Raw genomic sequence first — 20,164 nt, 5'->3', positions numbered from 1 at the left:
TTTCTATGTTTCAAGTTTTAGTTTATTATTATTATGTTTTTCACGTTAGTATTGTTTAAAACATCTAATAAGTGGGTCTATTATTCTGATGAAGGTGGGAAATAACGATGGAATCTAGAGCTGCGACATCTCCCCAAAAAAATGATCTTTCTATAAAGATTAGAAGGAAACACCGATTCAATGCGATAATTCGCTATGTCTTGCTTATCTCAGTGGCATTTCTAATGCTATATCCCATACTTTGGCTTGTGGGTGCTTCGTTTAAAACAAATGCTGAAATTTTTACTTCAATTAATTTTATTCCTAACAGTCTAGATTTTTCATCGTATATTAAAGGATGGCAGACTGGTACCGAGTATACCTTTACAACGTATTTTATGAACACGTTTAAAATAGTAATTCCTAAAGTTTTATTGACTGTAATTACTTGTCCGATTGTTGCATATGGTTTTGCCCGCTTTGATTTTCCATTTAAAAAAATTTTGTTTAGTCTGTTAATTTCGACATTATTTTTACCAGGTGTCGTTACACGAATTCCACTCTATATGTTTTGGAAACAGTTGAATTTTCTTGATAGCTATGTGCCGATGATTGCTCCTTCACTATTCGCACAAGAACCGTTCTTTGTGTTTATGCTAATTCAGTTCTTACGTGGGATACCAAAAGAATTTGACGAAGCAGCGACTATTGACGGCTGTAACTCATTCCAGATTTTTACTAAAATCTTATTACCAATTTTGCGGCCTTCAGTTATAACTATTGCACTTTTCCAATTCATGTGGGCAATGAACGATTTCTTGAGTCCACTTATTTACATTTCAAGTGTTGACAAATTTCCAATTGCGATTGCGTTGAAAATGTCAATGGATGCTTCGAGTGCGATTGAATGGAATCAAGTTATTGCAATGTCTGTAATCAGTTTACTCCCTTCAATCATTCTGTTTTTCTGTGCCTCCAAGCAATTTGTTGATGGTATTTCCGCAGGTGGAATTAAAGGATAGGAAGGAAATAGTATGTTAAATTTTTTTCAAGATATTTTCGGTAAAAAGTTTATCCATAATATAACGGAATCAACCTATAGTGTTATCAAAGCCAATTTTTTTCTCAATGTTACATTAATTCCTTGGATTTTTCTGAATATCTTTCTAAAGTTTACAACAGAGACACTATTTATCTATTTGTTTGTTGGGGTTATTCTGTATCCGGGAATTATGACTTTCTTTACTATTGATATTAATGAGATTACATTTCGTGATTATTTAAAAGTGTGGAAACAAACATTCTACTCGGGTATAAAGGTTGGAGTAATAAGCAACTTAATCTTTGGTATTTTGATTGCCGAGCTTTTTATTGTGCTATCTAAACCAGGATTTTTCTATGTAGTACCCTTTCTGATCTTTAGTTTGATGTTCGTTAGCACGAGTATTTTCCATTTTTTACTTCTTTCTAAAAAATGGCAGGATTGGAAGCAAACACTTAAAGTTTCTGGGTATCTGAGTTTGAGATATGTACCAAGAACAATGGTAATTTTTTTAGTAGCGATACTTTTCTTAGGAATATACTACATTTTTCCATATTTAAATTTATTGCTAACAGGTAGTTTATTGCTTTTAGTGAATAAGCGCCTCCTAACCAATACTCTTGGAAAAGTGGTCAATAAAGAGAGGACAACATGATATTTAAAGTTTTAGACTTAATGATGGCACCAGCAACTTTGACAAATTGTTCATTAGTTTTGGTATGGAAATTTTTGGAAGATACAACCACAATCAAAAATTATGAAATTTACCAAAATGGGAAAAAAATAAAAACATGCAACAAAAGTAAAACTCACTTCACAATAGAAGGTTTATTAGAAAATACAACTTATGAGTTTCAGATAATTGCTGTAACTTTTGATGGACAATCTGTTTCTTCGGAGATAGTAAAGGTAACAACTTTGTCGTCAAAACAAGTTCTTGACGTTACTCAGAGTCCATATTTTGCAGACTATACGGGAAAGACCGATAGTACACTAGCTATACAACAAGCAATCGATGATTGTCCTATATCAGGTGTTGTGCTGATTCCCGAGAAGGCTACTTTATTATCTGGGGCACTCGAGTTGAAAAGTGACATGACGTTTGAAATAAATGGTATCTTGAAAGGTAGTCTCAATCCTGAAGACTATATTATTACTTCAGATAGAGAGAAATATATGGGCTATTCGAATGAGGATGGCTTAATTTTATCAAGATACGAAGGTTGGGAATTATACTGTTATCGAAGCTTAATTAATGCGGGGTGGTTAGATCCTGAAGATCGCCATAAAAAAACATGCAAAAATATACGTATTAGTGGTAACGGTAGAATAATTGGTGGTGGAAATCAATTAGGAACATCGATGAGAAAAATATATTCAGATCCGGTGAAATATGCTAAATATCTCTCAGATGGACGTCCAGGAAGAAGAGTTCGTGGACGATTAGTAAGCTTTATTCAGTGTGAGAATGTTCATATTACTGGTGTTAGTATTGAAAATTCTCCCAGTTGGACAATTCATATGATTTATTGTGACACAGTCACAACCAATGGTATTTCTATAAAATCTTATGGAGTAGATAATGGAGATGGATGGGATCCAGATTCATCTCGAAATCTAATGATTTTTGACACAAAATTTGATACAAGTGATGATTGTATTGCTATTAAATCCGGAAAAAATCCAGAAGGAAATGACATTGGAATTCCTACCGAAAATGTTTGGATCTTTGATTTAGAAATGTTGGGTGGAAATGGAGTAGCAATTGGAAGTGAGATGTCAGGTGGTGTTGAAAATATCTTAATAGAAAATTGTTTAATTAAGAATACAAATTATGGTTTAGATATAAAGGCACACAATGATCGTGGCGGATATATTCGTAATGTTAGACTTTGTGATTGTTCAATTGATGGGATAAATATTCATAGTGTAGATTACAATATTGATGGTCATAAAGCTCCAACTTTGCCTATTTTTGAAAACATATATCTGACAAATTGTTTTATTCTGAATTCAGAAATGTCTGTTAAAATCAGTGGATTTAATGATGGATTTAGACAATCTGCAATTAAAAATGTTGTATTAGATCATGTAATTATTACTGGAAAGAATGAGAATCTAGTGACAATTGAAATGAAAAATGCTGAAGATATTAAATTAACTAATGTTAAATTGCAGGATGGAAGTCGTCCTCGAATTATTAATGAGGCAAGTACTACACGTAACTTACATTTAGATTGGGAATCTTGATAGAACTCCTGCAGAAAGTTGATTCAAATTGACTGACTTTTCGCAGGAGTTTTTAGGTTTTAACTATAAAAATAAGAATATAAATTAAAAAAGGATGAAAAATGAGAATGAATTTTGTGATATCTAAAAATACAACCATCATATCAAAATATATCCAAGATAGAACAGTGAATAATGCTAGTAAAATTCTACAAAGAGATATATTGAGAACTGTTGTCGGAAATGGTCCTGATAATAATGTTGAACTGGTGCTATCAGATATGCTGACTAAGACAGAAGATTTTTTTATAAAGACAATTTCTGAAAATTGTATTCAAATAGTATCGTCTACACCTCTTGGGTTAATGTACGGTGCATTAGAAATATCCCGGACTATTTTAGGTATTCAAGACTTTTGGTATTTTACCGATCACATTCCTAAGAAAAAACAACAGATTATATGGAATAATTTTGATTTGAAATTACCCAAATATCGCACTAAATATCGTGGGTGGTTTATTAATGACGAATTGCTAGTCAGTAGCTGGGAAGATCGAAACTCCAATGAATATGTTTGGGAAAGAATATATGAAACCTTGTTGAGATTAGGCGGGAATATGATTATTCCTGGAACGGATAAGAATAGTAGTCATAATCGGAAAGCTGCACAGAATATGGGACTAATTTATACTCATCATCATGCAGAACCACTTGGTGCTGAAATGTTTGCGAGGGTCTATCCAAATCTGAAAGCATCTTACGAAGATTATCCTGAACTGTTCCATGACTTGTGGAGAACTAGTATTGAGGAACAGAAGGACTCAAATGTAATTTATAATTTAGGCTTTAGAGGTCAGGGGGATTGTCCTTTTTGGGCAGAGGATCCAGAAAGAAATTGGTCAGATCAAGAGAAAGCAGATATCATTAATCAAATCATAAACTTACAATATGAAATGGTCCATCAATCGAATCCAAATGCTGTTTGTTCTATTAATGTATATGGGGAGTTAACAGAATTATATAATTTAGGTTTATTAGATTTTCCCCAGGATGTAATTGAAATTTGGGCGGACAATGGTTACGGTAGAATGGTTTCTCGCAGACAAGGATCTCATGATCCTAGAGAAGCTGTTTTAACGGCTCCAAATGAAAAAACATGTTCACGAGGAATTTATTATCATGTAGCATTTCATGATCTGCAAGCGGCCAATTTTTTGACACCTCTTCCTAATAGTCCAGGGTTCGTTTCAAATGAATTGATGAAAGTTAGAAATGTAAAGATGGATGAATTAGTAATAGTGAATGTAGGAAATATCAAACCACACATTCTCTTTTTGAATGAAATCGCTAGGTTTTGGAAGTCCAATTATCAATCAAGAAGCATAGAAGAGATAATTTCTGAACATGTTCAAAGTCACTACCAACAATATCAGGAAGAAATTGAAGAGATATACAGAAAATATTTTGAAGCAATTATACAATATGGTCCCCATGAGGATCAGAAGGCTGGGGACGAATTTTCATTTTATTTAATAAGAAAAATAATTAGAGCCTGGCTAAAAAATTCATCTGAAATAGAACAAAGTAGTTGGTTGGTCAAAGAGAGAACCATCGATGAGCAACTGGATAAAATTCATGATTTAGTCTACTCAAAAATTGATTGCTGGCAATCACTACTCAATCACGCGCAAAAAATGTACCTAATGCTTTCAGCTGATAAAGAAGCCCAAGAATTCTTTTTTAACGATATAAGAATTGCAATTGAAATCCAAGCTAGAGGTTTGAGTGCTTTGATTAGGATTATAGATGCATATTCCATCTATAAAAAAGATGACTTAGTTGCATCGTTCTTACTAATTTTTACTTCTCAACAAGAAATTCAAAATTTATGTAATTTGATTAAAGAGAACCCATCAGATAAATGGTTTGATTTCTATGATAATGATGGGTATACCAATATTACTTTGACCGAGGAGATGATTCGAACTCTTTTAAACTATTTGCGAATTATCGGTGATGGATCTGATGAAGATAACTGGGAACGTAAATTTGTGATGGATTCTACAGAGTCTCGGGTAATGTTACTATCAAATACTAGAAAAGCGATGGACGATAATAAAATTGCTAGAAAAATAAGAGAGAATGAAGAGAGGTTTTCTTGAGCTTTGAACCTTTCTAAAAGAAAAATAGCTAGGTTAAGGTTATTAAATAAAAGATGATACTAAATATCCTAGTAAAAAGACAAAAGTGATGTGAAGGAGTTTTTAAATGAATCAATATAAAATTAACATTCCTAGCGAAGAGAAAAAAGTCCAACCATTATTAAAAGATGGTAATTTGAGCGCAAATTCCAGATATTTTATTAAAAATGGACAACCTTGGGTACCTATCATGGGAGAATTCCATTTTTCTAGATATCCCAAAGAGGAATGGCTGGATGAACTTTACAAGATGAAATCCGGTGGAATTGAAATTGTTGCAAGCTACGTGATTTGGATACATCATGAAGAGGTAGAAGGTGAATGGGAATTTTCTGGAGATAAAGATTTAAAATATTTTATCGAACTATGTCAGCAAGTTGGATTATATTTCTTTCTAAGAGTTGGTCCATGGGTTCATGGAGAGGTAAGAAATGGTGGATTTCCCGATTGGTTACTGGCTAAAACGAAGGCACTTCGTACCAATGATCCGGATTATGTGAAGCCGGTATCTCTGTTCTTTGAAAAGGTATATCAACAATGTAAAGGTCTTTTTTTCAAAGATGGGGGACCAATAATAGGAATTCAGATTGAGAATGAATATGGGCATGTTGGAGGAAGTAATCAGAAAGAAGGCTACGAGCATTTAACCTTGTTATTTAATCTCCTAAAAGAAATTGGATATGATGTACCATTTTATACTGGAACTGGTTGGGGAGGAGCTATCTGTCTCAAGGAGATGATCCCCGTGTTTGGTGGTTATGTAGAGGCTCCATGGGCGCAAACGACAGACCAACTAGAGTTGAATGAAAATTTCCTGATACAACCAGATCGTGATGATCCTAATATTGCAAGTGACCACGGAACAGGTCAAATAGCCAAAGTCATAAATTTTGAGGAATATCCATTTAGTACTGCTGAGTTAGGTGGAGGACTTCAAGTTACGCATCATAGACGGCCATTGGTAACAGGAGATGATATTTATGGTCAAGCTTTTGCTAAATTCGCATCAGGTGCCAACTTACTAGGATACTATATGTATCATGGTGGCACAAATCCAGATGGAAAAAAAACCACCTTACAAGAATCTAAAGAAACTGGTTATCCCAATGATTTACCTATTAAATCTTATGATTTTCAAGCTCCTCTGAGCGAATTTGGAGAATTTAGGAAAAGCTATTTCTTACTTCGAAATCTTCACTTTTTCATTAAAGAGTTTGAAAATATTTTGGCATCGGCAGAAACATTTTTCCCAGAAGATCCTGTTAATGATCCGGCAGATAAACGGCTACGAATTAGTGTGAGACATAACTTTAAAATAAACGGTGGCTTTGTTTTTATCAGTAATTATCAACGCCAACAAAAACGTGATACCGTTAAAAATGTTGAAATAACGCTACAATTACCTAACGAGGAAATAATTTTTCCGGTGTTTGATTGTCCATCTAATCAGATGTTAATTTTACCTTATCATTTGCCAATAATGGGCACGATTATACAAAGTAGTAATGCTGAGTTAGTAGGGGTCATCAATAATCAATTGATTTTTACTCATGAAAATCCTGAAAAAGTAGTAGTAGAGTTTTTTGGTGAAGATGTTTCTTATCTGGTAATACCAAAAGAAAAAACAATTGGACTAAAAGTTATTGATGAAAAAATTTTTAGCAGTAAAGCTAGTATTTGGAATGATTCACAAAAAATTTATTGTGAGTATGAAAATAGTGAAAAGCTAGTCACCTATTTTCCTGAAAAAAGCCATACGTTTAAAGCAGAACAGGTTACCAGCAATGTAAGTAACAAGCTGATTGAAAAAACGAGTACCTATCATGCATATTCACTAAATGTTTCGTATACAGATAAAAAAAATACAAATCTATTTTTAAAAATTCAATATTCGGGAGATAGATGTGAATTATGGTGTGGTAATAGATTGCTCAATGATCAGTTTCTGATCGATGGAGAATGGAGAGTGTCGTTGAAAAGGTTCAATTACCCAAAAAATCTAGTTTTGAAAATTTTTGCTCCCACAGAATCAGTTTATTATGATTGTGAAGTTACACCAGACATTGTTCAACTTAATCAAGTAGATATCGTGGAAGTTACTAAAAAAATTATTGATGAAATATACTAAGGTAAAATTGATTAGCAGATAATAAAGAATTGACTTATATAATTGCGGATATCGTGCCAAGTTATATCTGCATATAGAATTAATTGAAAGAGGTAATAAACAGTGTATGCTCAAGATGCAATTGCTAAGTGGGGAAGCTATCTAGGAAGTAAGAGTAAACCGGTCGACTATGAATTATTTTGGAACAAAGGAATCTCGGAGGTAAATGAGTTAGGAATAGACTATCAATTAGTCCTCCGAGACTTTCAATCTAGAATAGTAGATTTTTTTGATCTCTTTTTTACAGGTGTAGGAGGGGCTTCCGTTCATTGTCAAGTAGTCAGACCTAAAGATAATAAACAAAAGTATCCAGTTCTTTTTCAGTTTCATGGTTATCATGGAGATGCGGGAAATTGGGGAGATAAAGTTGGTTGGGCTGCAGAGGGATTTATTGTAATTTGTCTGGATGTCCGCGGTCAAGGTGGATTATCGGAAGATGTGACTAGAACAAAAGGCGGAACAGTTAAAGGACATATTATTCGAGGTATTGAAGAAGGACCAGAGAATTTATTATTCCGTTCTGTATTTTTAGATATTTATCAACTTACACAGATTGTTTTTAATATGCCTGATGTTGATAAAGAACATGTCTACGTTTATGGTGGTTCTCAAGGTGGGGCACAGGCGCTAGTTGCAGCTGCTTTTGATTCAAGAATTAAAAAAGCATTTGTTCTTTATCCTTTTTTAAGTGATTATAGAGAGGCATTTCGATTAAATGTTTTAGAATCAGCATATGAAGAATTAGCTTATTGGTTTCGATTTAGAGATGTATCTCATGAGAAAGAAGAAGATTTTTTTAGGGCTTTAGATTATATTGATATACAATATATTGCTCCTAAGATTAAAGCTGATGTGCTTTGGGGAATGGGTCTAAATGATCAAGCCTGCCATCCAAAAACGCAGTTTGCTACTTATAATAACCTGGTTTGTAGAAAGAAATTGTTGCTTTATCCAGAATACGGACATGAATCAATCCCACAATTTGGGGATCGAATGAGAAATGAAATTTTATCTGCAATTCAATAAACTAGTATTATCACTATGTGTTTTAAGGAAATAAATTTTAGTGAATTCCAAAAGTCATATCTAAATAATGAATTTAACCAAATATTGATAGAAGGAGTACTAATGAAAAAGATCAATATTTTAGATAGTTACATTGATAATTTGGTGGAGGAATCTTCTCCACAGAAACCATTGTGGAATATGGAAAAAATACTAGTAGATGCTAAAGGTAGCTGGAACTATATTGATGGTTGTATGTTGAAGAGTCTTATTGATTTATATGAAATTACTCAAGATAAAAAATATTATTATTTTGTCAAACAATTTATTGATTTCTATGTCGATAGGGAAGGAACTATAAAGACTTACGATCCATTAGCTTTTAATCTGGATAATATTAATGAAGGAAGAGCACTGCTATATCTTTATAAAAAGACAAAACATAAAAGATATCTACTTGCGTTAAAGGAGCTTTATCGCCAATTGGAATTTCAACCGAGAACTAAGGCAGGTAGTTTTTGGCATATGTTAAAATTTCCCTACCAAGTTTGGCTCGATGGTTTGTATATGACACAGCCGTATTATCTGGAGTATGATTTGATGTTTAACAACGGTCAGAATATTTCAGATATAATGAACCAATTTAGAAATGTTTATTCTACGAATAGAGATTCGAAAACAGGATTGTATTATCATGGGTATGATGAAACTAAATGGATGTTTTGGGCAGACAAAGAAACTGGTCGTTCCTCAGAGTTTTGGTTGCGGGCATTGGGTTGGTATTTGATGAGTTTAGTAGAATGCTGTGAACTATTTGACGGAAAATACATGGCAGAACGAGAAGAGCTACAGACGGTATTGACAGATCTTGTGGACGCACTGGTATATTATCAAGATGATAAAACCGGTATGTGGTATCAGATTATCGACAAAGGTGAACTCGTTCCTAATTATCTAGAGACGAGTGGATCAGCTATCTTGGCATATGGGATCATGAAGTCTGTACGTTTAGGTTTATTAGACGAAAGATACCGTCATTACGGGGAACAAGCATTTTATGGGATTTGTGACAAATATCTGAATGAAAAAGATGGGAAATTGATTCTCGGAGGCATTTGTATCATGGCAGGTTTGGGAGAGATACCAGAGCAGAACGGCAAATTCGAATATTATATGAGTGAAAAGATAGTGGAAAATGAAGCTAAAGGGGTTGCACCACTGATTATGGCTTACACTGAAATCTTGCGTAGATAACTAATCCTGGTGACACTTAGATATCTTCTTTTGTTAGTCTGTATCTTTTTTCAAAGGAGGATGAGGCTTCTATGGAAAATTGACCTTTTCTCAAATCTAAATTTGAGAAAAGGTCTTTGATATTAGTGTAACTTTTCGAAAACGAAAAAAAGAAATATCGCTAATTTTGATAATACCAATCTGATTTGAAATATCATAACTTTACCTGTTTTCTTGAACATATGAGTAAAGAATGTTAAAGATAAAGATTTGTTATTTGGAGGAAGATGTAGAACATGGAAAATATAAGTCTTCATGGAGCTTGGAATTATAGAATTGATCAATATGATATTGGCATCCAAAAAAAGTGGTATCAAGAAAAATTTTGTTCAAAAAATTTTAATATACCTGGGACTACAAACAGTAATCAAGTTGGAGATATATTGGATGATAATGGACAATTTTTTACCAAGGACTCAGTTGCAGGATTAAGAGAATCATTTAGCTATAGTGGGGTATTATGGTTACAAAAAGAAATTAGGTTACCTGATAAATTTCAAAAAAAATCTCTACAACTGTTTATTGAAAGAACTTTAGGTTCCTCTATGGTTTGGATAGACTCTCATTTTTTTGGAGAAATTTATAGTTTGTCTACTCCTCATATTCATAAACTAGGATTAATAAGAAATCAAGAAAATGGACAATTTACTGTTACTATTCGGCTTGATAATCGTGACAAAATGAATATCGGAGAAAGAGCTTCGGCATTTTCGAATGATACACAAGGTTTTTGGAATGGAATCATAGGGGATTTTTATTTTATGAAGGAAAACTTTGAGGATAGAGTTGTTGATCTTCGATTTATTGAAAAAAATTCGGTACTGGTAATTGATATACAAAACAATCACAAAATTTCTGAAATACTTGATATAGCTATTAGAGATAAATATAGAAATAGAATCGGGTATAGTGTTATAAAAAAATATGATTACACGAGTAAATCTACGTTGTGGCTAAAATTGATGAAAAGTGAAGTTTGGACTGAATTTACTCCAAACTATTATGATATCAACGTTTTATTTAGAGAAGGACAAATCAAAAAAAGGATAGGATTAGTGGATTTGGAGATTAAAAATAATCGAATTTATAATCACGGGAAAAAGATTTTTTTACGAGGGAATTTGGACTGTGGTGTTTTTCCTGAAACAGGATATCCAAGCATGGATGAGAAGGATTGGGAGAAAATCCTTTTAAATGTAAAAAGATTTGGATTTAATCATGTTCGATATCATTCTTGGTGTCCACCAGAAGTTGCTTTTAGGGTCGCCGATCGTTTAGGAATTTATTTAATGATTGAAGGTCCCTTCTGGTTAGACTCTTGGTTCGACAATTCAGTAGGAGATTTTGCGGAGCATTATTCCTTCATTAAAGACGAATGTTTGGCTATTATAAGGGAGTATGGACATCATCCTAGTTTTTGCTTTTTTGCCATCGGAAATGAACTAGCAGGAGATTTTGCATTTTTAGCGAGTATCTTAAAAAATAACTTATTTAAAAGTCATCAAATTCTGACGACGATAACAGCAAATACAACAAATTTGAAGAGAGAGTTTTATGAAGATGCTGACGATTTTTATGTTGGGGTTGAACATTGTCAAAAGGGTCTTAGAGGAAATCGCTTTTTGGATGAAATAGTAATGACTACAAATTTTAACTATGATGAAAATGCACTGGTTGTTCCTAAACCAATCATAACACACGAGATTGGTCAATATGCAAGTTTCCCTTCACTTAAAGAGATTTCTAAATTCAATGGGTACATGATCCCAATCAATTTAATATCGATTCAAAATGAGCTGAAGAGAAAGGATCTACTAGATAGGAATGAGGAATACACTTATTATTCAGGTATGCTAGCAAAGGAGTGTTATAAGGCTGAAATTGAAGCAGCAGTTAGAACGAATAATTTTTCCGGGTTTCAACTTTTAGGACTGCAGGATTATCCTGGACAAAACACTGCTGCAATCGGTATGGTAGATAGTCATTGGGAGGAAAAAGGTTTTTGTAGCAGCGATGAGTTTTGTGAATTTAATCAAGAAATAATACCAATTGTCGAACTTAAGAAAAAATCTTTTTGTATTAACGAAATTTTGGAATATACAATTGGAGTAAGAAATAGCTTACCGTTCGACATCACTAAAGACACTGAGTTTTCCTACACGCTTAGCTTAGGTGAAAATTTAGTTGCTAATAAGAGAAGCATTGCGGAAATTGAAACTGGAGCATATAAGCTTGTTGAGCAAGGTTACATTAACTTGAGCAGTTTTTATAAACATGGCAATATTGAAGTGTGTTTGGATTTAATCATTGAAATCAAAGGTAGAACATACAGAAATCAGTGGTCGATTTGGATATTTTCAAAAAATGAAGAAATTATTTTAAGGGAGAATTTAATTGTTGAGGATGATTGGCTGTCTCCAACAATCGAAGAAGCTTTGAAAAACGGAAAAAATTGTATTGTTTCACTAAATCCGGCAAAACACTCAGATATTTTCCCGGGAAATTACTTTCCTGTTTTTTGGAGCCCTGTCTTTTTTGAATCGAAGGACTCATGTGGAATGATTATTGATGATACTCATCCATTATTTAATTATTTTCCAACAAATAAATATTTATCAACTCAATGGAAAAATTTATTGGAGAACTCAATTTGCTTTCCTGCCCATGTAGAGAAAGGAGTCACAGAATTAATACCCAATTTTTTTGTTAATGAAAGAAGAGCTAATATTGAAGAATATAAGATAAAAAATGGGAATCTGTTCATTCACGGATTTAATCTTGAAAATTGCGATTCAATTGAAGAAAGGGCATTCAGAAATGCTATAAAGAAATATGTGTCTTCTAATGAATTTAATCCGATAGAGAAACGGAGTTTTACAGAGGTGCAGGAAATGTTTCCTATACTTTCCAATACGATTACTAGTGATAAAGATATAGCATATCGCTGTAAAGCATGGTCTGATAATGAAAAATCAAAACGAATGGGTGCTGATAAGGCAAATGATGGTAATCCATTTACCTACTGGTCAACAGCTGCTCAAACTGATAATCATTGGTGGTGTATTGATTTTGGATCTGCGAAGGATATTTCTCAGTTGATAATAGAGCCTTTAAATTATGAAAATGTTGATTTTAGCATTCTACTATCTAATGATGGAGAAAATTGGAGGAATGCTGGAAAAAGTGGCTCACGATCACAAAAACATAAGTTGAAGGTGCAATATCACACAAGATATCTTAAACTTGTGTTTCACCATCCAATAAATATTTCACCAGGGTTACGAAATTTTCAAGCCCTTCTGTAAAATAGATAGAGATTACATTTTACCTAAAGGCTTTTAAAATCAACATAACTTTGAAGATATTGGTTGCATAAAGTATGGGTTATTTTAGTGTTTAAAGAATCTCTCGTTAAAAAGAAAGAAGATGTAAAAATGAAAAAATTTTTAACAGAGTCTCTTTTTATGAAAGCGTTTATTAAAAGCTAGATTTGGTTTATACTTTATATACGAAATGAGTTTTTCTATCGACCTTAACTATAGGTTGAGAGTGTGTAAAGACTTTGTTCCTAAATAGATCGAGATAGAATGGAGAGTAAAGAATGAACGTTATACTGGCTGGGGATTCCACCGTCATGGATCAGACAGAAAATTTTGCGCCAGCAATGGGCTGGGGTCAAGCATTAAAAGAGTTGCTGAGAGAAAAGAATCTATCAAATAAAGTTATCAATTTTGCAAGGTATGGAGCTTCGGCAAAATCTTTTGAAGAAAACGGATTTTTGAAAGCCCTTTTAGAACGTGTTGAAAAAGATGATCTGGTTTTAATTCAATTTGGTCGTAATGGTCAAGGACAAAAAAATGATGAACCATTAAAAGAGTACTACAAGCGCCTAAAAAAGTGGGTGCATGTAATTGAAAAAATTGGAGGTAAACCAATTCTTTGTACCCCGGTAGAAAGACATCATTTTATTAACGGGCATCAAGTGCACACGCTGGTGGAATATACTTCGATTATTCAGCATCTCGCAAAGGAAGAAGAAATTCCTTTTCTTGATTTAAATAGCTATTCAAATTTTCTATATGAAGCACTGGGAGAGAAAAAATCAGCTAAATTATTTACTCAAGTTTCACCAATAGAAAACAATACCTATTCTATAGGTATACTAGATAATGATCATTTTTGCCAAAAAGGTGCTTTTGAAATTGCTCGATATGTATTTATTAAAATTCAGCATTATTTAAAAAAAGATGAGATTTTTGATAAGTATTATTATGGTGCCTGTATGTATCCGGAGGTTTGGAGCCGAGAAATTTTGGAAGAAGACATCCGACACATGAAAGAATTAAAGATGAATTTCGCTCGAATTGGTGAATTTATATGGAGCTCTTTGGAGCCGGAAGAAGGGGTTTACGATTTTTCATTAGTGACGAAAGCATTAGATTTATATCGTGAGAATGATATCGATGTATGCTTGTGTATCCCTACTCCGACCCCACCTCGTTGGATGACCTATAATCATGAAGAACGCTTAATCAAGAATATAGATGGAACGTATATGGTACATGGATCAAGACAGCACGTCTGTACAAATAATGCATATTTTCGTAAAAAAGCAAATCAATTGACTCAAAAAATTGCTCAATTGGCAGAGCAATATGATAATGTAATTGCTATTCAATTAGATAATGAATTTAAGTGTCATGTTGATTTATGTTATTGCGATACTTGCAACGAGAAGTGGCATGAATGGCTGAGAAAAGAATATTTGGAAATTGATCATCTAAATAATGAATGGGGAACAAAAATTTGGAGCGAAGAGTACTCCACATTTGATGAAGTGGTGATGCCAATGAGAACCCCATTTCTTCATAATTCTTCTCTTATGAATGCTTTTCGTAAATTTACAGCAGAATCCTTAAATGAATTTGCTCATGGGTTATGTCATCATATTCGGATGGAAACAGATATTCCAATCACACATAACTCTGCATTGGGATTTAATTTATTAAATGAGGAGCTTTTTTCAGAATTAGATGTTGCGGGTTTTGATACTTATCAGCCCCACACGACGTATTCAGGTTATTTATTAAATTTGGATATTTGGCGAAATATGAAAAAAAATTCGAACGAGATGCTACTATTAGAAACTAGTACCTCACATGTAGGTCATTTAGAAGACTATGTTGTTTCTCATCCAGTTGGTTATTTGCCTATTGAAGTATTCATTGGGTTTGCAAGTGGATTAAAATCCTTCAACTATTGGCATTTTAGAGGCCATCGATATGGTGTTGAACAGACACACAGCTGTGTTGTAACGGCATGGGGAGAGCCAGATCGAGGGTATGGGGACGTTGTAAAAAGCGGGGAACTAATTGAGAAGCTAAGTCCATTACTTAAAGAAAGTTTCTATAAAAAATCGAATATTGCTATGGTTTACTCTGATCATGCTAAAAGAATGTACACGATTGAAACTGGTGGAATGTATGCCCATCGAAGCTTAGTGACTAAATTTTACACATCGTTAGTACATGCAGGAATCACAACAGAAGTCATTCAAGAAAATGCAGATTTTGATAGTTATGATCTAATATTAGTACCATTTGTTCGTAATATCACACCAACGATGTTAGCTAAGTGTAAACAGTTTGTTGAAAGCGGCGGGAAATTAATTTTTGGTCCAATGACGGGGGATCGGACGAAAGAACTTACGTGGCCAAAAAAAAATGGACTTGATCGATTAGGAGACTGGTTAGGGTTACACGGAATCAATCAATTTAGAGCCAGTGCTGCTGGGAAAATTGGGACTTATCAAAAAAGTTCAGCTGAATTAGACGGTCTGGTCACTACGTTTGAAGGGAATTCTTCATGGACTACGCTGAGTCAAACAGAATTTGGTGAAACGATTGTTGCAAAAAAGGTGTTTGAAACTGGGAGTGTTATTTATATTGGTGCGATCCCTCAAAGTATGGAAAGTGAGTATTGGTCGAATTTTATATCAAATGAAGTTCTTTCTCTCGATCAGAATAGGTACTTTATCCAATTAGGGGATGGATTGGCACAGTATCGACGTGAGACGGATACAACAATTGTGCTATATATTGCAAATATGACAGGAAATGAAAGCAATTTTGAATTATTGAAGAAAGCACATGATTTATTGAGTGGAAAAGAATATCTAGAAGGAAATCATGTAGTCAATGGATACGAGTACCGAGTTTTAAGTTTTAAAAAATAGTTTTAAAATCTGTGAAGAATTTGAAAACCCGGCTAGACGCATCAGTGAACTGGTGACGATCTAGCCGGGCTTTTCAGATTTTTAAATATTGTTTTGGTGTTTTTCCGGTAAATTTTTTAAAATTCTTGATGAAGTATTCGGTGGAATCACCATAACCTGTCAGTTGAGCCACCTCGTAAACTTTATAGTTTTCTTCCAATAATGTAATGGCTTTTTCCATACGAAAGTTTGTTAGTTTTGTTGTAAATCGGTCACCGGTTTCTTTATAGTATAGTTTTCCAATATATTCTGAATTTAAAAATAAAAGATTTTTTGCGATCCATTTTAAGGAAAGTGATTCCTGATCATAGTATTTTTCGATAATAATGTTGACACTTTTAACGATATCCGAGGTTGATGCGATACTTGCCTGTTGACCTATCAACTCAATGGCATGTATAAGTAAAAATTGCAATTCTTCATAATTTCCTAGCAAAAAAATCTTCAGGGAGTAGTCATCAAAGATGCTATCTATTGCTAATTTGTGTTTTTTTAAAAGAATGCTTAATAAATCGTTTATTTGGAATTGAAGAAGCTTAACCGGATAGAGGCTTTCATAACACTTTTTAAAAAACTTTTTGACCTGAACAGTTGCGGAATCTAATTCGCCTTGATCAAGATCGGTAAAGAAATTTTTCTGAAATTGGGAAAAAGACACTTCGTTTTGAGCAGAAACTTTCTTCAAAAAATCGGATTCCGCTAAAAATTGAGGTTGCGGGAAATAGTATTCTTTATCAAAATTCTCAGAGCAGGTGATTAGATAGTCGTGCAGTTCATTTATTTCAGTGATAGTTTTATAAAAAAAGACTCCTTTTGAGAGATGTTTTCTCAATAACAATTCTAAAGTATCCTTTACTTCTGTCCAATTATCCAAAATAAGCATATAGCCAGCATTTTTAACATAGCCTAATACAAGAGATTGATTCAATTGGGATTCTCGAACTCTTTTGGAGAGAGTAGAATAGTACTCGGCTTTAAAAAAAATGACATTTAGTGGTAAGCACAATTCTTTTGGGCACTCGGTAATTTCTGAAGCTGTTAAGACTCTTTCAAAGCAACGTTTTATCCATAATTTACCTTCAATTTTCTTTTGATCCAGTCGGTTGATGGATTCATTTAATGCATGTTTTAATTCCTCTGGCCTAATTGGTTTTTCAAGAAAGAAACGAATGCCTTGTTCCATAGCTTCCTTTGCATAATCAAGTGTACCGAACCCTGTTAGAATAATGATTTGTGTATTGGCTGAAGTCTTTTTGATTTCCTTTATCAATTCGATTCCATTAATTCCAGGCATTTTGATATCTGTAATTATGATGTCTAATGTTTCGTTTTGGCAGATCTCTAAGGCTTTTCTTCCTGAGAAAACTGTATGGCTGACGTCAACTGAATAGTCGGTGTTAGTAAGAAGACGAGAAATACCCTTAGCAATAATTGGTTCATCATCAACGACCATAACTTTTTTATTCATAAAAAATCCTCCTTAAGAAACGGGAATAGTGATACTTACAATTGTTTGCTTGTATGGTTCAGATTGAATAGTTAAAGATGCTCGATCCATATAAAAAAGTGCCAATCTCTCTTTGATGTTTTTGATACCGATACCAGACGATGGATTTGTTAAATCATCGTTTGAGAAACCTGGACCATTATCAGCAACTGAAATGACGATATTTTCGTTTATTTGTTGGATTCTTAAGGTAATCAAGCAGGGTTCATCCATTCTTTCTACTGCATATTTGAAGGAATTCTCAATCAAAGGCTGAATAATGAATTTTGGAACGCTTTTCGACAAATCATTGATTTGGATCTCGCGAAGAAAGATAACGCGCGTTTCGAATCTTATTTTTTGAATAGTGACATAAGCATCGATTAGCTCTAACTCTTCTTTTAGCGTAGTCTCAGGATTAGGTGTATTGATCTTTTTTCTAAAAAGAAGTGCTAGTGAAGTAACCATTTTTGAAATTTCTGTTTGATTATTTTCCACTGCCAACCAGTTGATAGAATCAAGTGTATTGTATAAAAAGTGAGGATCTAATTGAGACTGTAGAGCTACAAACTCAATTTCTTGCGAAAGAATTTTGATTTTGTAATTGTCTTCAATTAGTTGATTGATTTCATTAATCATGGAGTTATAGCTAGCATAAAGAGTGGCTATCTCATCTCCTTGATTGGTTGGAGTAGTGATTTCTGTTAAATCTTCAATATTTTTATTGATTTCAATTTGTTTCATCTTAACTGATAATTCTGTGATCGGACGTGTCAATTGAGTAGTGATTTTCCAAATGGCGTAAATCATCAAGAGGACGAGCAGCCCAAGAAAAATAAAAAGGAGCAATTGAATCTGTGTAATTTGTTTTAGCACCATTTTATTAGGAATCAAATAAGTAAAAACTAAATCATCATATTTTGTGATGGTTGTGTAGTAGGCTCTTTTTTTATAAGAAAAATTTGTAAACTTACTTGTTTCAACAGAAAAAGAATTTTTAAGTTGTTGAAAAAGAGCAGACTGATTTTTATCGAAATAAAACTCCTGATCTTTATAAGTTAAAAGAAAAAGACTTTCAGCTGAATAATTCAGATTACTTTTCACAATATTTTCGATAAAAGAGTTGTTTACAATAAAAATTATTGTACCTAGATACTCTAGAGAAGGTCCTTTTGTTGAGAATATCTTTCGTGCATAGACCGATTGTGTGGAACCTCCTGGAAAAAACCATTCTCCTTTGGAAGGTTGATCAGGAATGCTATTTACAATATCGTCTACTGAGAGATTTGAAAGAATATTCTCACCATCTGTGATGAAATTAACTAGGTTATTCTTTTTAGTATCTAAAAGAAAAGCATTTGTTATCATTGATGTATTTCGAATAAGCTGGTTGACTTTATTGCTCAGAAGCTGTTTGACGACTGCATGTTCTTGATTATTTTTTATTTCACTATTAGCTGTTAGTAAATAGTCTTGTATCTCTGCATCATCAATTGCTTGATAAGAAAGTTGTTCAATTCGTTTAAAATTTGTGTTTAGGGTTTGAGAATTGATCACCATTTGACTATAGACATTCTGATAAATCTGTTCAGTTAATGCATTTCTCCAAATAAAACTTATAAAAAATAGACAGACCACAAATATAAAGACTACTGAAAAAATAGCGAATTGGAGCTTTTCTCGGAATTTTAACTTTGATAAATTTTTGACGGTTTTCATGATTATTCCTGAACTTTTATCTGTTTTATTTTTTCAATCATTTTAGAATGGAAAAAGTCAGTAAAGAAGCAACTAAGAGTGATGCCAATTAGAATAATCAATGCTGTTTTTTCCATCATCAGTCGACCAAATACTAATAAGGTCAAGAAAATCATAATGTTTATGTGTAAAAATCTGAAAGTAGAAAAAACAGATAACACTATATTTTCTTTGAAGGAAATCAGGATATTTCTAGTGAGATTAAGAAACATGTTCGTAGAAATAAAAAGTAGTAGAATTCCGAAAGTAATATATAGTGCCGGGAGTATAGTAGAACTATTTAGGAGGACGATAGTAATTCTTACATTCAATAATAGAAGTCCCCAAACAGCTATAAAGATAAGAGAATAGATATTTGTTTTAAAAAAAGATTCTTTATAATAATTCCAAAATTTGGAAAGGTTTCCGTATCTCTGTTCTTCTCTAAATTCTCTCATCAGACGAATCACTGAAGAGGTAGCTGGTGCTATACCAAATACTCCTAGACCGAGAAGAGTAAAAAGTACCCATAAAATATTAATGTAAGAAAAGTAAGCAATGTAAGAAAATAGATCCATAATGGTTGATTTTATTGTTGTCATATTAAAACTCCTCCTAGTAACCGTTTACAAATGTAGTATAGCATATCTTAAAAACCGGATTTGCGGTATTTCGGTTTTTTTCTATTTTTGTTCGGTTTTTTCTATTTTTTTAAAGAGTAAAATACTATAGTATCAGCAATGTAAGCGAA

The 20,164-nt window shown here is 33.2% G+C and carries 12 protein-coding genes; 9 read left to right on the top strand and 3 right to left on the bottom strand.

Annotation, left to right across the window (positions count from 1 at the left end):
- Positions 1-107 precede the first annotated feature (107 nt).
- The 9 genes from BAU16_RS08405 (at position 108) to BAU16_RS08365 (ending at position 16,151) form a co-directional block, all read left to right on the top strand.
- Positions 108-1,001, top strand: coding sequence for a carbohydrate ABC transporter permease (locus BAU16_RS08405; RefSeq protein WP_161526933.1), 894 nt, complete (start codon positions 108-110; stop codon positions 999-1,001).
- Between the two features lie 12 nt (positions 1,002-1,013).
- Positions 1,014-1,676, top strand: coding sequence for a hypothetical protein (locus tag BAU16_RS08400; RefSeq protein WP_161526932.1), 663 nt, complete (start codon positions 1,014-1,016; stop codon positions 1,674-1,676).
- Entirely contained in the window at positions 1,673-3,271 is a 1,599-nt protein-coding gene (locus tag BAU16_RS08395) for a glycosyl hydrolase family 28 protein (RefSeq protein ID WP_161526931.1), read from the top strand. Before BAU16_RS08400 ends, BAU16_RS08395 begins: the two co-directional genes overlap by 4 nt.
- Positions 3,272-3,372: 101 nt before the next feature.
- Positions 3,373-5,412 (top strand): glycosyl hydrolase 115 family protein, encoded by a 2,040-nt coding sequence (locus tag BAU16_RS08390; protein WP_161526930.1) that lies wholly within the window; start codon positions 3,373-3,375, stop codon positions 5,410-5,412.
- A gap of 106 nt (positions 5,413-5,518) precedes the next feature.
- Complete coding sequence (locus BAU16_RS08385; protein ID WP_161526929.1) at positions 5,519-7,579, top strand: beta-galactosidase; 2,061 nt, start codon at positions 5,519-5,521, stop codon at positions 7,577-7,579.
- A 102-nt stretch (positions 7,580-7,681) separates the two neighbouring features.
- Positions 7,682-8,644 carry an acetylxylan esterase gene (locus BAU16_RS08380; RefSeq protein WP_161526928.1) on the top strand — a complete coding sequence of 321 codons (963 nt, stop codon included), beginning with the start codon at positions 7,682-7,684 and terminating at the stop codon, positions 8,642-8,644.
- 102 nt (positions 8,645-8,746) lie between these two features.
- Positions 8,747-9,877: a glycoside hydrolase family 88/105 protein gene (locus tag BAU16_RS08375; protein WP_202621258.1), complete on the top strand. Its 1,131-nt coding sequence runs from the start codon at positions 8,747-8,749 to the stop codon at positions 9,875-9,877.
- Between the two features lie 275 nt (positions 9,878-10,152).
- The gene (locus BAU16_RS08370; protein WP_161526927.1) at positions 10,153-13,221 is read left to right on the top strand and encodes a discoidin domain-containing protein; all 3,069 of its coding nucleotides are present in this window, start codon (positions 10,153-10,155) and stop codon (positions 13,219-13,221) included.
- 296 nt (positions 13,222-13,517) lie between these two features.
- Positions 13,518-16,151 (top strand): beta-galactosidase, encoded by a 2,634-nt coding sequence (locus BAU16_RS08365; RefSeq protein ID WP_161526926.1) that lies wholly within the window; start codon positions 13,518-13,520, stop codon positions 16,149-16,151.
- A gap of 73 nt (positions 16,152-16,224) precedes the next feature.
- Here the strand turns inward: BAU16_RS08365 and BAU16_RS08360 are convergent, their stop codons facing one another.
- From BAU16_RS08360 to BAU16_RS08350, 3 genes are read right to left on the bottom strand one after another with little or no spacing between them, the layout of a single operon-like run.
- Positions 16,225-17,658 carry a response regulator gene (locus tag BAU16_RS08360; RefSeq protein ID WP_161526925.1) on the bottom strand — a complete coding sequence of 478 codons (1,434 nt, stop codon included), beginning with the start codon at positions 17,656-17,658 and terminating at the stop codon, positions 16,225-16,227.
- A gap of 12 nt (positions 17,659-17,670) precedes the next feature.
- Positions 17,671-19,395: a sensor histidine kinase gene (locus BAU16_RS08355; protein ID WP_161526924.1), complete on the bottom strand. Its 1,725-nt coding sequence runs from the start codon at positions 19,393-19,395 to the stop codon at positions 17,671-17,673.
- Positions 19,396-19,397: 2 nt separating this feature from the next.
- Entirely contained in the window at positions 19,398-20,015 is a 618-nt protein-coding gene (locus BAU16_RS08350) for a YesL family protein (protein WP_161526923.1), read from the bottom strand.
- Positions 20,016-20,164: the final 149 nt, after the last annotated feature.

Source organism: Enterococcus sp. JM9B (genome assembly GCF_009933265.1).
Lineage (GTDB): Bacteria > Bacillota > Bacilli > Lactobacillales > Enterococcaceae > Enterococcus_C > Enterococcus_C songbeiensis.
The sequence above is the reverse complement of the archived record's forward strand: the minus strand, read 5'-3'. Positions and strand labels throughout refer to the sequence as shown.

Bases quoted from the DNA above. Each gene is read 5' to 3' on its own strand.
- BAU16_RS08405 (WP_161526933.1), top strand. From the start codon at position 108: ATGGAATCTAGAGCTGCGACATCTCCCCAAAAAAATGATCTTTCTATA.
- BAU16_RS08400 (WP_161526932.1), top strand. From the start codon at position 1,014: ATGTTAAATTTTTTTCAAGATATTTTCGGTAAAAAGTTTATCCATAAT.
- BAU16_RS08395 (WP_161526931.1), top strand. From the start codon at position 1,673: ATGATATTTAAAGTTTTAGACTTAATGATGGCACCAGCAACTTTGACA.
- BAU16_RS08390 (WP_161526930.1), top strand. From the start codon at position 3,373: ATGAGAATGAATTTTGTGATATCTAAAAATACAACCATCATATCAAAA.
- BAU16_RS08385 (WP_161526929.1), top strand. From the start codon at position 5,519: ATGAATCAATATAAAATTAACATTCCTAGCGAAGAGAAAAAAGTCCAA.
- BAU16_RS08375 (WP_202621258.1), top strand. From the start codon at position 8,747: ATGAAAAAGATCAATATTTTAGATAGTTACATTGATAATTTGGTGGAG.
- BAU16_RS08370 (WP_161526927.1), top strand. From the start codon at position 10,153: ATGGAAAATATAAGTCTTCATGGAGCTTGGAATTATAGAATTGATCAA.
- BAU16_RS08365 (WP_161526926.1), top strand. From the start codon at position 13,518: ATGAACGTTATACTGGCTGGGGATTCCACCGTCATGGATCAGACAGAA.
- BAU16_RS08360 (WP_161526925.1), bottom strand. From the start codon at position 17,658: ATGAATAAAAAAGTTATGGTCGTTGATGATGAACCAATTATTGCTAAG.
- BAU16_RS08355 (WP_161526924.1), bottom strand. From the start codon at position 19,395: ATGAAAACCGTCAAAAATTTATCAAAGTTAAAATTCCGAGAAAAGCTC.
- BAU16_RS08350 (WP_161526923.1), bottom strand. From the start codon at position 20,015: ATGACAACAATAAAATCAACCATTATGGATCTATTTTCTTACATTGCT.